Origin of the sequence: Arthrobacter sp. PsM3, assembly GCF_030433895.1 — a bacterium.
Lineage (GTDB): Bacteria > Actinomycetota > Actinomycetes > Actinomycetales > Micrococcaceae > Arthrobacter.
In genome coordinates this window covers 105,136-117,544 of record NZ_JARUXE010000009.1, presented here as the reverse complement: position 1 = coordinate 117,544, position 12,409 = coordinate 105,136, and the positions used below count along the sequence as shown (strand labels likewise).

Genomic DNA, 12,409 nt, shown 5'->3' with positions numbered 1-12,409 from the left:
CATGGCCTTGGGCGGCGAGGAGAGCGAGCAGCGGCGGCGATTCGCCGAATCGCTTCGCCATGCCGACGTCAGTATTGAAGAGCTCTGGCTGAGGTACTTCACGCTCGGCGGCCAGGCCGGACAATTCGAGGTCGAGGCCTACATCCACGGCGCCATCGCCCTGCCCGCACTTCAACGCGACATCCTCGCCCACGCCTTGAACGAACGCCTGGATGAGCTGTACTCCGGGGCGACCCGGGCACCCTACAGCCAACCTCTCGATGACCCCGATGAGGCAGGCGACGAACCCGGCGACGGGCCTGGACAAGAACCCGGCGACGGACCTGAAAGGGACCCCGGCGCCGGCTGACAAAGAGCGCGGCGACGGCTGACGGCGGCCTTGCTAGAGTCAGCCATAGGGACAGTGATCTCCGGCCGGTCCGCCTCGCCTGACTGGCCAAGGAAGGCGGTCGGCATGCTCGAATTCCTGACGGACACGAGCCTGGTGGAGGCCGGACTGCTGCTCGCGACGTTCGTGCTGTGCTCCCTGATCGGCATCGAGCGGCAGGTCCGGCAGAAGAGCGCGGGGTACCGGACGCACGTGCTGGTGGGACTGGGCTCCTGCGCTTTCACACTGGTCTCCGCCTACGGTTTCGCGTTCGTGCGAGAGCCCGGAGCAGCCGTGGACCCTTCGCGGATCGCGGCCCAGATCGTCAGCGGGATCGGTTTCCTGGGCGCCGGCGTCATCTTCAAAGGCCGCGATGTGGTCCGCGGCCTCACGACGGCCGCCACCATCTGGGTGTCCGCCGCGGTGGGCATGGCCTGCGGGGCGGGCATGGTCTCCCTGGGCGTGGTGCTGACAATCTTCCACCTCATCACCCTGTTCGTCATCGCGCCGGCGGTCCGCAGAATTCCCTCCGTGGACCGGAACCGCGTCATGCACATCGAGTACGCCGACGGCCAGGGCGTGTTGCGGCAGGTCCTGGAAATCGCGACCACCATGGGGTTCAGCTCCTCGATCCTGCGCACCCGGCGGACCGGGGACGAGCAGCGTCCGATGGTCTCCATGGAGGTCCGGTTCTTCGGGCGCCATCCGCTGCGGAACCTCGTCCTCCCGCTGATGGATCTGCACGGCGTCGAAAGCGTGATTGTCCGGGGCGCCGATTCGAGCGAAGACGACGAAGACGACGATGACGAAGCCTGAGCTCATGTCCTTCTCTGGCGATCTTCCGGCCCTGCCGGAACGTCCGCGCCCGCCCAAACGTGTGCCGCCGTGCCGGCAGACCCCGGGCTGGGTCCTCGGATGACGGGCAACAGCACGCCCCTGGCCGGCAGCGTCCGGATCCGGATCCTGAGAGCCTCCGACGCGGAAGCCATGTGCGCGGCGTACCTGCGAAACCGCGAACACCTGGCGCCCTGGGAGCCGCTGCGGGCCGAGGAGTTCTTCACCGCCGACGGCCAGATGGTGAGCGTCCAGTCCAAGCTGGCCCTGTTCATCGCCGGATCCGACATCCCGTGGGTCCTGACGGACGGCGAGGCGATTGTGGGGCTGATGACCCTCAGCGGCATCGTCCGGGGGCCGTTCCTCAGCGCCCACCTCGGGTACTGGGTGGACAAGGACTACAACGGGCGCGGGATCGGTACCGCGACGGTCGCTTTTGCCGTTGAAGCGGCCCGGGACGAGCTGGGGCTGCACCGGCTGCAGGCTGCGACCCTCCGGCACAACGCTGCCTCGCAGAAGATCCTCAAGCGGTCCGGCTTCACGGAGATCGGCCTGGCCCCGGCCTATCTCAACATTGCCGGCGACTGGCAGGACCACATCCTCTTCCAGCGCATCCTGTTTTGAAGCGCGGCCTGCATTCAGTGGGCCGGGACGGGGCGGGGCCGGGGCGGGGCCGGTGCCCCCTGGGGCGTGCGAGACTCTCTGGGTGACTGAAGAAACCCGCGGGGCCCTGCACCATGTTGAACTGTGGGTGCCGGACCTTGCCCGCGCCAGGGACGAATGGGGCTGGCTCCTGGCCCGGCTGGGCTACCAGGACTACCAGGACTGGCCCGACGGGTGCAGCTGGCGGCGCGGGGCCACCTACATCGTCGTCGAGGAGTCCCCGGCCCTGAGCGGGCGCACGCACGACCGCACCGCCCCCGGGCTCAACCACCTGGCCTTCAGCGCGGGGATCCGGCGCGAGGTCGAAGCCCTGGCGGCGGCCGCCCTCGCGCACGGCTGGCGGGAACTGTTCCCCGAGAAGTACCCGCACGCCGGCGGCCCGGACCACTTCGCCGCCTACCTGGTGAATTCTGACGGCTTCGAAGCTGAACTGGTCGCCACCGGCTGACGCCAGGCCGCTCTGCGCCGCCCTCGGCTCCGCGCTCGGTTCCGCGGTCGGCTCAGCGCACCATCCGCAGGATCCGGACCGGCGTGCCGGTGAGCTCATGCTCCGCGGTGGCCCCGTCGGGGACGAAGCCGTTGCGGCGGTAAAAGGCGAAAGCTCGGGGGTTGTCTTCCGCAATCCAGAGGTACGCGCCGCCGTCGCCCACGGCTGCGTCCAGCAGCATCTGCCCGGCCCCCGAGCCGTAGTGGCTGGCCAGCACGTAGATTCCCTCCAGCTCCCGGGGGCGCGGTCCGTCGCCATCGCGTCCCGCCCCGGCACTCGCCCAGCCGACAATGTAGGCCCCCGCACAGGCCACCCAGATATCCGAGGCGGGGGCGGCGATGATTGCGTCCCATCTGGCCTCCCGCGGGGCCTGCTGCAGCCCTGCCAGGGCCTCGGCCGGCAGCAGGTGGGCGTAGCTCTCGCGCCACGCCTGGATGTGCACCCGCGCGATGCCCGCGGCGTCGTCCGGCACGGCGGCCCTGACGGTGAGGTCGGTTGTCATCCGGCAAGGGTAATACGCATTTGTGCCCCGGCGCGGGGGCGGTCCGGGTACGTTGTAGCCATGAGCATCTATCTGGTCGGCGGCGGCCCGGATACCGTGACCATTCCCGTGATCCTCGACCAGTTCACCGCGGAGGTCAGGCAGCGGGCCGGGGACGGCAGGCTGCCGCGGATCGCGGTGGTCCTGGTTGACCACGAAGGCAGTTCCGAATACTTCCTGCCCGCCTACCTGGACCCCCTGCACCGCCGGACCCCGTGTGAAGTGGCCACGGTCCTGCTCCGCCACGGCGGATCCGTGGATCCCGGTGTGTTCGACGGCGTCGACGCGATTGTCGTCGGGGGCGGCCCGACCCCCGTCTACCTGGCGGGCCTGCGGCCCGCCGCGGCCGCCATTCGCCGGGCGGTCCAGGCGGGCGCCCCGTATCTGGGGTTCTCCGCGGGGGCGATGATTGCGCCGGAGAAGGCGATTGTCGGCGGCTACCGGGTCGGCGGCGCCGAGGTGTGCCCGGAGGAATCCTCCGAGGGGCTCGGGGAGGTGGAGCTCGGCGAAGGCCTGGGCCTCGTTCCCTTCGCCGTCGACGTCCACGCCGCGCAGGCCGGCACGCTGGGCCGTGCCGTCGCCGCCGTCGTGCATGGCATGGTTGATAAGGCGGTGGCCGTCGATGAGAACACCGCGCTGGTCCTGCCGCACGCGGACCCGCGGGAGCAGCGGGTGATCGGGGCCGGCAACTGCTGGCTGATCCGCGGTCCCGGACACAAAGCCACGGTCTCGGTCCTTGGCAGTGTTGTTACTCGCGGGTAACATATTCCCCATGCACCTGCTCCTGCGCACGCTTCTGCTGCTCTTCACGTCCGCCCGCCGCTCCCCGCTGAGCATCTATGACACCGCGTCGCTGCCCTTGAAGGTCCTACCGACCGACATCGACATTGCGATGCATGTCAACAACGGCATGTATTTCTCCCTGATGGACCTGGGCCGGTTCGACCTGATGGCACGCAGCGGAACCTGGCAGGCCATGCGCCGCCGCGGATGGAGCCCCGTGGCGGCGGGGGAGACCATCGCCTTCCGCCGGTCACTGCAGCTGTGGCAGCGGTACACCATCGAAACGAAGATCATTGGCCTCGACGAGAAAGCCATCTATTTCGAGCAGCGCATGGTGGTGGACGGGGAAATCTACGCCCGCGCCTTCATCGCCACCCGGCTGGTCAGCAAAGGCAAGCCGGTCAGCCAGGATGAAATCATCCGTGAGTTCGGGACGCCGCCGGCGGATCTGGTCCTGCCCGAATGGATCCATGAATGGCGCGAAACCAACGCCCTGCCCGGCGCGCGGCGGCCGGCGCCGCACGTCTGGGCCTAGATTCCCGGGCCCGGGCCGGCCGGCGGGCTGCGGCGGAGGGCCGTCACATGGGTGTGCCAACAGCGAAATGCTGGGGACAAGCCGGGGCTGCTCGCGTACCGTTGACCCATGGCAACCGTAGACATTACAGGTGAACAGTTCGCATCTACCGTCGAGGACAACGACATTGTCCTCGTCGATTTCTGGGCCGAATGGTGCGGCCCGTGCAAGCAGTTCGGACCCACATACGCCGCAGTTTCCGAGAAGCACCAGGACGTCGTCTTCTCCAAGGTGGACACCGAAGCCGAGCAGCAGCTCGCCGCCGAGGCCGGCATCACGTCCATCCCGACGCTGATGGCGTTCCGCGAAAAGGTGCTCGTGTTCTCCCAGCCGGGCGCCCTGAACGCCCAGCAGCTGGAGCAGGTCGTCGACGCCGTCAAGGCCCTGGACATGGAGGAAGTCCACGCGCACGTGGCCCGGTCCCAGGCCGAGGCCTCCGCGGCAGGCGGCAAGCAGGACGGCAGCCAGATCCCGGAGGCCTAACCGCCCCGCGTCTGACCGGCACGCAGCACACAGCAACGCGGGGTCACTTCGCGCCCATGATCTTCCGATTAATGGGCGCGGAGTGACCCCGCGTTGTCTTTGTTGGGGGCGTGTTTAGAGGTGGACGAGTTTGACCGGCTCGGCCAGCAGGGCGCTGAGGGACTCGTTGAGGTCCTGGACCGCGGAGCCCTTCGAGTGCTTGTCCAGGTCCTCCTGCGAGGCCCACTGTTCGGTCAGAACCAGCCGGTCCTCGGTGGCCTCGGTCAGCTCGTACCGGATGCAGCCGGGTTCGGTGACCACCTCGTCGATCGCGATCTCCAGCGCGAGCTTCACACGGAAGAACTCGCCGTCGTTGGGAATGAAGATGGCCTGAAGGTCAATGGGTGCGCTCATGGTTTTCACAATACCGGGCCGCGGCTTCCTGTCCCGAAGATTTCGTAGGACATCCAAGCTTTACTCTTCTCTTGCTGGCCGACTGTTGGTAGCGTCACATCATGCTTGCATACACAGCCGGGGACACTGACGTCCCGCTGCTCGAGGAAACCATCGGCGACAATTTCGAACGGATCGTGGCCAGGTTCCCTTTCCAGGACGCCCTGATCGAGGCCGCGGCCGTGCCCGGGGAAGAGGCCCGGCGCTGGAGCTACACCAAACTGAACGACGACGTCGACCGCGTGGCACGCGCGCTGCTGGCCCTGGGCGTGGCCAAGGGCGACCGGATCGGCATCTGGAGCCCGAACTGCGCCGAGTGGACCATCCTGCAGTACGCGACGGCCAAGACCGGGGCGGTCCTGGTCAACGTCAACCCCGCCTACCGCAGCCACGAGCTGGAGTTCGTCGTCAAACAGAACGGCATGCGGATGCTGGTCGCGGCGCCGTCGGACCGCAACAGCGACTACACCGGCATGGCCCGGCAGGCGCTGGCTGAATGCCCGGACCTGCGCGAACTCGTCTTCCTTCCCGACGCCGGCCTGCCGGCGCTGATGGCCGGGGTCCCCGAAACGGAGGCGGAGCGGACGTTCGCGGAGCTGCTCAAGCGGGCCGACGACGTCGCCCATGCCGACCTCAAGGCGCGGATGGCCGAACTGGACCCGCACGACGCGATCAACCTGCAGTACACCTCCGGCACGACCGGGTTCCCCAAGGGTGCCACGCTCTCGCACTACAACATCCTGAACAACGGCCACTCGATCGGCGAGCTGCTGGAGTACACCGAGCACGACCGGGTGGTGCTGCCGGTGCCGTTCTACCACTGCTTCGGCATGGTGATCGGGAACCTGGCCGCCCTGAGCCACGGCTGCGCCACCATCATTCCCGGCCGCGGGTTCACCCCTGCCGCGGCGCTGGAGGCGGTGCAGGACTTCGGCGGGACGTCGCTGTACGGGGTGCCGACGATGTTCATCGCCGAGCTCGCCCTGCCGGACTTCGCGTCCTATGACCTCTCGACCCTGCGCACCGGGGTGATGGCGGGCTCGCTGTGCCCGATCGAGGTGATGAACCGCGTCATCTCGGAGATGAACATGTCCGATGTGGCCATCTGCTACGGGATGACGGAGACCTCGCCGGTGTCCACCATGACCCGCAGCGTGGACACCATGGCCCAGCGCACCGAGAGTGTGGGCCGGACCATGCCGCAGCTGGAGAGCCAGATCGTGGACCCGATGACCGGGGCGGTGCTGCAGCGCGGCGAGATCGGCGAACTGTGCACCCGCGGGTACTCCGTGATGAAGGGCTACTGGAACCAGCCGGATAAGACCGCCGAGGCGATTGATGCCGAGGGCTGGATGCATACCGGCGACCTCGCCCGGATGGATGAGGACGGCTACATCGTGATCGAGGGCCGGATCAAGGACATGGTGATCCGCGGCGGCGAGAACGTCTATCCCCGCGAAATCGAGGAATTCCTGTACACGCATCCGGACATCCAGGACGTGCAGGTGATCGGGGTCCCCGACGCCCGGTACGGCGAGGAACTGATGGCCTGCGTGATCCTCAAGCCCGGCGCCGGCCCGATGGATGCGGTCAGCCTGGCCGAGTTCTGCCGCGGGAAGCTGGCGCACTACAAGATCCCGCGCTACGTGGACGTGCGCGAGGACTTCCCGATGACCGTCTCCGGCAAGATCCGCAAGGTGGACATGCGCCAGGAAGCCGTCGCCCGCCTGGGCCTCTGACGGCGCCCCTGACAGCAACGCGCCTGGCATCAACGCCCCTGACAGCAACGCGGGGTCACATCGCGCCCATAAATGCCCCCGGCATGGGCCGTAAGTGACCCCGCGTTGCCTGGAATCCGGGCGGCTGTGGATAACCTCCGCGCCCTCGTTGGTTCGGGGCCACAATGGGTCGCATGGTCCGCATCGCGCCGCTCCCCGACAGCCTCGTCCAGATCCCGTTCACGGTCTATGAGTCCCGCGCGCTGGGGGTCCCGCCCAAACGCCTGCGGGCCCGTGACCTGTCCGACGGCGGCCGCCTCATCTACCTGCCCGCCGGCCGGCACCTGGAAATTGTCGAACGTGCCCGCATCCTGGCCGCCGCCACCCCCGGCGCCTGGGTGTCCCACGAAACCGCCGCCGTCCTGACCCTGCTCGGCCTGCCCCCGTGGCTGGGGGAGTGCTCCAGCATCCACCTCAGCAAGCCGCATGGACTGCCCCGGGTCCGCCGCGCCGGGGTCACCGGCCACCGCGTGCGGTCCAACCCCGGTGAGCTGACCGACGTCGACGGCATCCCCGTGACGGCACCGCCGCGGACCTGGCTGGATCTGGCCGCGGACCTGCCGCTGAACTACCTCATTGCCCTGGGCGACCAGATCATCCGCAGACCCCGCCCGGGCCTCGAACAGCGGTCCCAGCCCTACGCATATAAGGAAGGGCTGCGGCTGCTCATCCGCCAGCATCCCAACATGAAAGGGGTCGAGAAAGCCCGGCTTGCCCTGGATGAGATGCGGGTGGGAGCCGACTCCTTCCCGGAGACCTTCCTGCGCCTGGCGCTGCTGGACGCGCGCCTGCCGGAGCCGGAGCTGCAGCTGCGACTGGAACCGGAGGACCCGCGCTCGCCGGCCGCCGACCTGGGCTACCGGAGGTACCGGATCGCGATCCAGTACGACGGCGCGCCCCACCTCACGCGGGAACAGCAGTCCCGCGACAACCGGCGGGACGAGGCGTTCCGCCACGCGGGCTGGGCATACTTCAAAGTCAACGCCGATGACCTGGCCGAAGGTTTCGAGGGCGCCATCGCCCGGATCAAGAGGGTCCGGCCCGGTCGTGCCTGACCCGCCCGCAGACAGCAACGCGGGGTCAGATTGCGCCCATAAAGCGGCTCCGGACGGGCCGTAAGTGACCCCGCGTTGCCAGTGGAGGGGAGGGGTGGGGCGGCTAGTGGGCGCGGTGGTCCTGGATGGTCATCCGCGGGCCGAAGGTCGGTTTGCGGAAGCCGCTCAGGCCGATCATCCGGACCACGCGCTGCCGGTGCCCGGCCCACGGGGCCAGCAGCCGGAGCATGCCGGCGTCGTCTGTCCTGCGGCCGGTCAGCGCCGCGCCCACATATGCCGCCAGGTGGTAGTCGCCCACGGCAATCGAGTCCGGGCAGCCGTGGGTGCGCTGCACGACCTCCGCAGCGGTCCATGCGCCGATGCCGGGGATGGTCTGCAGCTTCGCGGAGGCCTCCCCGGCCGGCAGCGCGGCCAGTCGTTCCAGTGCGACGGCGGAACGCAGCGCGCGCATCACGGTCGCCGAACGCTGGGGGCCCACCCCGGCCTTGTGCCATTCCCAGGACGGGATGCGCAGCCACTGCTCGGGCGTGGGCTGCACCATCAGGTTGGCCGGCGCGACGGTGCCGGCGCCCGGCGCCGGGGTTCCGAAGCGGTACATCAGATAACGGTAGCCGCGCCGGGCCTCGATCAGGGTCACCTTCTGTTCCAGGATCGTGGGGACGAGGGAGTCGATGAGGCGGCCGGTGGACGGCAGCCGCACGGCGGGGTTCCGGCGCCGCGCCTCCGTGACCATCCGGGGGAGCGTGGCGTGAAACGCGGGCTCGTCAAAACCGGACCAGTCGTCATCGCGGCCCAGCATCCGCGGTACGGAGTCGGCGGCATCGGCCGCGCCCGGCCCCCAGGCCTGGACATCGACTGCCGGGTCCGCCCGCGGGCCGGCGGCGGTGAGGCGGAGTGTGGCCGGCCCCGTGGGCGTCGTGAATCCCAGCCACAGGCCGTCCGGCATGGTGCGGATGGACGGATCGCCGTGCCCGCGCAGAAGCGTGCCGATTGTTTGGGACAGGTCGAAGGGGCCGCCCGGGTGCCAGCGCAGCGAGGCGTCCGCCGCGGCGGCCAAGCCGGCGGGGACGTCTGCAATGGTCATCCGACCATGATTCCACGAACGCCTGACAGCGGCCGTACCGGGGCGTCCGCGGCATGGGCCGTAGGCCCCTTATCCTCCCGCGTTGCCGGGGCTAGACTCCGGCTGTGGCACGGCCCGGCACCGCCCGCCGCCGGGCCCGGATCCCTTCTTCTTAGGAGCACGTCATGGCTGGTGGAGTAGTACATTTCGAGATCCCCGCGGACGACGAGAGCCGCGCCCGGGAGTTCTACAGTTCGATCTTCGGCTGGGAATTCCAGGTGCTGCCGGAGATGGACTATAGCCTCGCCATGACCACGCCGATGGACGAGCATGGCCGGCCCGCGGTGTCCGGTTCCATCAACGGCGGACTGTTCCGGCGGACGGGCCAGCTCACCGCCCCGGTGGTGACGGTGGATGTGGCGGACATTGACGCCGCCCTGGAGCAAATCGTGGCGCACGGCGGTTCCGTTCACCGGGAAAAGATGGAGGTGTCAGGGTCCGGCTGGAACGCTTATTTCAAGGACTCCGAGGGCAATATTGTGGGCCTGTGGCAGAACGCGGTCCCCGAGGGCGGAGCCGGCTCCGCGGCCTCCGGAAACGACCTCGGCGCCTGACGCCCGCGGCCGCCGCCCCTCCAGTCAGTGCATCCCGGTGGTGAGCCACAGCGCCACGACCGCGAGCGGCACGGTGAGGACGACTGCGGCGAGGCCGGCGACCGCGAAGCCGCCCCAGCGGATCTCGACGTTGAGCGTCCGGAGCCGTTCGTGCCAGAGCAGCGTGGCCAGCGAGGCCCACGGGGTCACCAGCGGGCCGAGGTTCACACCGATCAGCAGCGCCGCGAGCCGCACCGGCGAGTCGCCGGCCGGTTCCAGGGCGAGGTAGGCCGGCAGGTTGTTCACCGCATTGGCGGCCCCGGCGCCCAGTCCCGCGAGCTGCAGCAGGGCCGGGAGGGACTCGCCGGAGCCGGCGATTCCGGACAGGAACCGGGTCAGGCCGTTCGCGTGCAGGGCCTCCACCACCATGAACAGTCCCGAGGTAAGCATGAGGGGCCGCCAGGGAATCATGGACCAGCGCAGCGCCGAGCGGCGGCGCCACAGGAAGAAGCCCAGCAGCACCGCCGCGGCCGCCATTGCCGGATACTGCACCGGCACGCCGGAGACAAGCGCCGGCAGCAGCATCACCATCACCCCCGACGCCGAATACAGCAGCACCCTGTCCCGCGGCTTGTGGACCGGCTGCGGCCCGTAGCGGCCGGCGAGGTCCTTCCGGAAGGCCAGCCACAGCAGCACGATCGGGACCAGGATCCCCACCAGGGCCGGCGCCCAGACCAGGGAAGCGAAGCCGGCCGGGCTCAGGTGCAGCCGGTCCTGGGCGAGCAGATTGGTCAGGTTCGAGACCGGCAGCAGCAGGGAAGCGGTGTTGGCCAGCCAGATGGTGGTCAGTGCAAAGGGCAGCGGCGGGATCCGGGCGTGAATCGCCAGCAGCACGACGACGGGGGTCACCAGCACCGCCGTCGTGTCCAGGGACAGGAACACGGTGGAGACGGTGGCCAGGCCGATCACCAGCAGCCACAGCAGGAACACCCGGCCCCGGCCCAGCCTGGCGAGACGCTCCGTCACCACCCGGAACAGCCCGGCGTCGTCCACCAGCTCCGTCACCAGGGACATGGCCACCACAAAGGCCAGCACCGGCACGGTGCGGCCGGCCAGCTCCTCGAACGCCGGCCACGGCAGCAGTCCGGTGAGCAGCGCCGCACACCCTGCCGCCAGCATGCCGGCAGGGAGCAAGTAACTCTTCAGCTTCATCGGCTGTACCCACGGTTCACCGCATAATCTTCGCACCGGCGTTCCCAGAGAGCCGTTCCGACGTGCCCCGGGCCGCGGAGACGGTAACTTTGTACCTATGAAGTACGCCCAGTCCGTTCTGGACCTCATTGGCAATACGCCGCTCGTCAAGCTGCACCACGTTACCGACGGCATCGGGGCCACGGTCCTGGTGAAGCTGGAATACCTGAACCCCGGCGGTTCCATCAAGGACCGCATCGCGGTGAAGATGATCGAGGAGGCCGAACGCAGCGGCAAGCTCCAGCCCGGCGGCACCATCGTGGAACCCACCTCCGGCAACACCGGCGTCGGCCTGGCCCTCGTCGCCCAGCAGAAGGGCTACCGCTGCATCTTCGTGGTGCCGGACAAGGTCGGCGAGGACAAACGCGCCGTGCTGCAGGCCTACGGCGCCGAGGTCGTGGTGACGCCCACCGCCGTCGCCCCCGACAGCCCGCACAGCTACTACGGCGTCTCGGACCGGCTCGTCACCGAGATCCCCGGGGCCTACAAGCCCGACCAGTTCTCCAACCCCGCCGCCCCGGCCAGCCACTACGAGTCCACCGGGCCGGAGATCTGGCGGGACACGGACGGCCGGGTCACCCACTGCGTGATCGGCGCCGGCACCGGCGGCACCATCACCGGCACCGGCCGGTACCTCAAGGAAGTCTCCGCCGCCCGTGCGGAGGCCGACGGGGGCGTGGTCAAGATCATCGGCGCCGACCCCGCAGGTTCGGTCTACTCCGGCGGAACCGGCCGGCCGTACTTCGTCGAGGGGGTCGGCGAGGACATGTGGCCGGCCAACTACGACAAGGCCGTCCCGGATGACGTCATCGCGGTCAGCGACGCGGACTCCTTCGAGATGACGCGCCGGCTCGCCCGCGAGGAGGGCCTGCTCGTGGGCGGCTCCTCCGGCATGGCCGTCGTCGCCGCCCTGCAGGTCGCCAGGGACCTGCCCGACGAAGCCGTCGTCGTCGTGATCCTGCCCGACTCCGGCCGCGGCTACCTCGCCAAGATCTTCAACGACCAGTGGATGCGCTCCTACGGCTTCCTGGCCAGCGGCGACGAGGCCTCCGTGGGCGAAATCCTCAAGGCCAAGACCGGGGAACTGCCGGACCTCGTGCACATCCACCCCAACGAGAGCGTCCGCGACGTCATCAACATCATGAACGAGTACGGCGTCTCGCACATCCCGGTGCTGTCCCAGGAACCGCCCGTGGTGATGGGCGAGGTCCTCGGCGCCGTCGACGAACGCACCCTGACCGCCAAGCTCTTCCGCGGGGAGGCCAAACTCTCGGACAAGATCTCCGAACACATGGAGGCCCGGCTGCCGGTGATCGGCTCGCTCGAATCGATCTCGACCGCCCGCGAACTCCTCTCCGACGCGGACACCCTCATGGTGACGTTCGTCGGCGCGCCGGTGGGGATCCTCACCCGCCATGACCTGCTCGCCTACCTGAGCAACTGATCCCAGCAACTGACCCCAGCAACTGACCCGGACACCGGACCGCCCCCCGGGGAGCGGTCCG

At 69.1% G+C, this 12,409-nt stretch carries 15 protein-coding genes; 11 read left to right on the top strand and 4 right to left on the bottom strand.

All coding sequences use genetic code 11. The annotated features are described in order from the left end of the window. Position 1: 1 nt before the first annotated feature. The 4 genes from QCD75_RS06760 to QCD75_RS06745 all read left to right on the top strand — a co-directional run bounded on the left by QCD75_RS06760 (position 2) and on the right by QCD75_RS06745 (position 2,312). A complete protein-coding gene (locus QCD75_RS06760) occupies positions 2 to 349 on the top strand; it encodes a hypothetical protein (protein WP_301226925.1) in 348 nt (115 codons plus the stop codon). A gap of 105 nt (positions 350 to 454) precedes the next feature. Next, entirely contained in the window at positions 455 to 1,183 is a 729-nt protein-coding gene (locus tag QCD75_RS06755) for an MgtC/SapB family protein (RefSeq protein ID WP_301226923.1), read from the top strand. Between the two features lie 99 nt (positions 1,184 to 1,282). Then, positions 1,283 to 1,825, top strand: coding sequence for a GNAT family N-acetyltransferase (locus tag QCD75_RS06750; protein ID WP_301226921.1), 543 nt, complete (start codon positions 1,283 to 1,285; stop codon positions 1,823 to 1,825). An 82-nt stretch (positions 1,826 to 1,907) separates the two neighbouring features. Next, positions 1,908 to 2,312, top strand: coding sequence for a VOC family protein (locus QCD75_RS06745; protein WP_301226919.1), 405 nt, complete (start codon positions 1,908 to 1,910; stop codon positions 2,310 to 2,312). 52 nt (positions 2,313 to 2,364) lie between these two features. Here QCD75_RS06745 and QCD75_RS06740 read toward each other — a convergent pair whose 3' ends face one another. Continuing rightward, positions 2,365 to 2,853: a GNAT family N-acetyltransferase gene (locus QCD75_RS06740; protein ID WP_301226917.1), complete on the bottom strand. Its 489-nt coding sequence runs from the start codon at positions 2,851 to 2,853 to the stop codon at positions 2,365 to 2,367. A 60-nt stretch (positions 2,854 to 2,913) separates the two neighbouring features. On the opposite strand from QCD75_RS06740, the gene QCD75_RS06735 reads away from it, so the two are divergent. The 3 genes from QCD75_RS06735 (at position 2,914) to trxA (ending at position 4,732) form a co-directional block, all read left to right on the top strand. Then, a complete protein-coding gene (locus QCD75_RS06735) occupies positions 2,914 to 3,654 on the top strand; it encodes a Type 1 glutamine amidotransferase-like domain-containing protein (RefSeq protein ID WP_301226915.1) in 741 nt (246 codons plus the stop codon). Positions 3,655 to 3,664: 10 nt separating this feature from the next. Further along, entirely contained in the window at positions 3,665 to 4,210 is a 546-nt protein-coding gene (locus tag QCD75_RS06730; protein WP_301226913.1) for an acyl-CoA thioesterase, read from the top strand. A gap of 108 nt (positions 4,211 to 4,318) precedes the next feature. Beyond that, the gene (trxA, locus tag QCD75_RS06725) at positions 4,319 to 4,732 is read left to right on the top strand and encodes a thioredoxin (RefSeq protein WP_301226911.1); all 414 of its coding nucleotides are present in this window, start codon (positions 4,319 to 4,321) and stop codon (positions 4,730 to 4,732) included. A gap of 114 nt (positions 4,733 to 4,846) precedes the next feature. Here the strand turns inward: trxA and QCD75_RS06720 are convergent, their stop codons facing one another. Beyond that, positions 4,847 to 5,125, bottom strand: a complete 279-nt coding sequence (locus tag QCD75_RS06720) for a putative quinol monooxygenase (RefSeq protein WP_226758396.1) — start codon at positions 5,123 to 5,125, stop codon at positions 4,847 to 4,849. 101 nt (positions 5,126 to 5,226) lie between these two features. Here QCD75_RS06720 and QCD75_RS06715 point away from each other — a divergent pair, with 101 nt between their 5' ends. Together QCD75_RS06715 and QCD75_RS06710 are read left to right on the top strand one after the other, a co-directional pair. After that, a complete protein-coding gene (locus tag QCD75_RS06715; RefSeq protein WP_301226909.1) occupies positions 5,227 to 6,903 on the top strand; it encodes an AMP-binding protein in 1,677 nt (558 codons plus the stop codon). A gap of 173 nt (positions 6,904 to 7,076) precedes the next feature. Beyond that, positions 7,077 to 7,997: a hypothetical protein gene (locus tag QCD75_RS06710; RefSeq protein WP_301226907.1), complete on the top strand. Its 921-nt coding sequence runs from the start codon at positions 7,077 to 7,079 to the stop codon at positions 7,995 to 7,997. 103 nt (positions 7,998 to 8,100) lie between these two features. Here the strand turns inward: QCD75_RS06710 and QCD75_RS06705 are convergent, their stop codons facing one another. Beyond that, complete coding sequence (locus QCD75_RS06705; protein WP_301226905.1) at positions 8,101 to 9,081, bottom strand: DNA-3-methyladenine glycosylase family protein; 981 nt, start codon at positions 9,079 to 9,081, stop codon at positions 8,101 to 8,103. Positions 9,082 to 9,245: 164 nt separating this feature from the next. On the opposite strand from QCD75_RS06705, the gene QCD75_RS06700 reads away from it, so the two are divergent. After that, a complete protein-coding gene (locus tag QCD75_RS06700) occupies positions 9,246 to 9,674 on the top strand; it encodes a VOC family protein (RefSeq protein ID WP_301226904.1) in 429 nt (142 codons plus the stop codon). 24 nt (positions 9,675 to 9,698) lie between these two features. Here the strand turns inward: QCD75_RS06700 and QCD75_RS06695 are convergent, their stop codons facing one another. Further along, complete coding sequence (locus tag QCD75_RS06695) at positions 9,699 to 10,865, bottom strand: SLC13 family permease (RefSeq protein ID WP_301226901.1); 1,167 nt, start codon at positions 10,863 to 10,865, stop codon at positions 9,699 to 9,701. Positions 10,866 to 10,962: 97 nt separating this feature from the next. On the opposite strand from QCD75_RS06695, the gene QCD75_RS06690 reads away from it, so the two are divergent. Then, on the top strand, positions 10,963 to 12,348 hold the full coding sequence (locus tag QCD75_RS06690; RefSeq protein ID WP_301226899.1) for a cystathionine beta-synthase: 1,386 nt from the start codon (positions 10,963 to 10,965) through the stop codon (positions 12,346 to 12,348). The last annotated feature ends 61 nt before the right edge of the window (positions 12,349 to 12,409 follow it).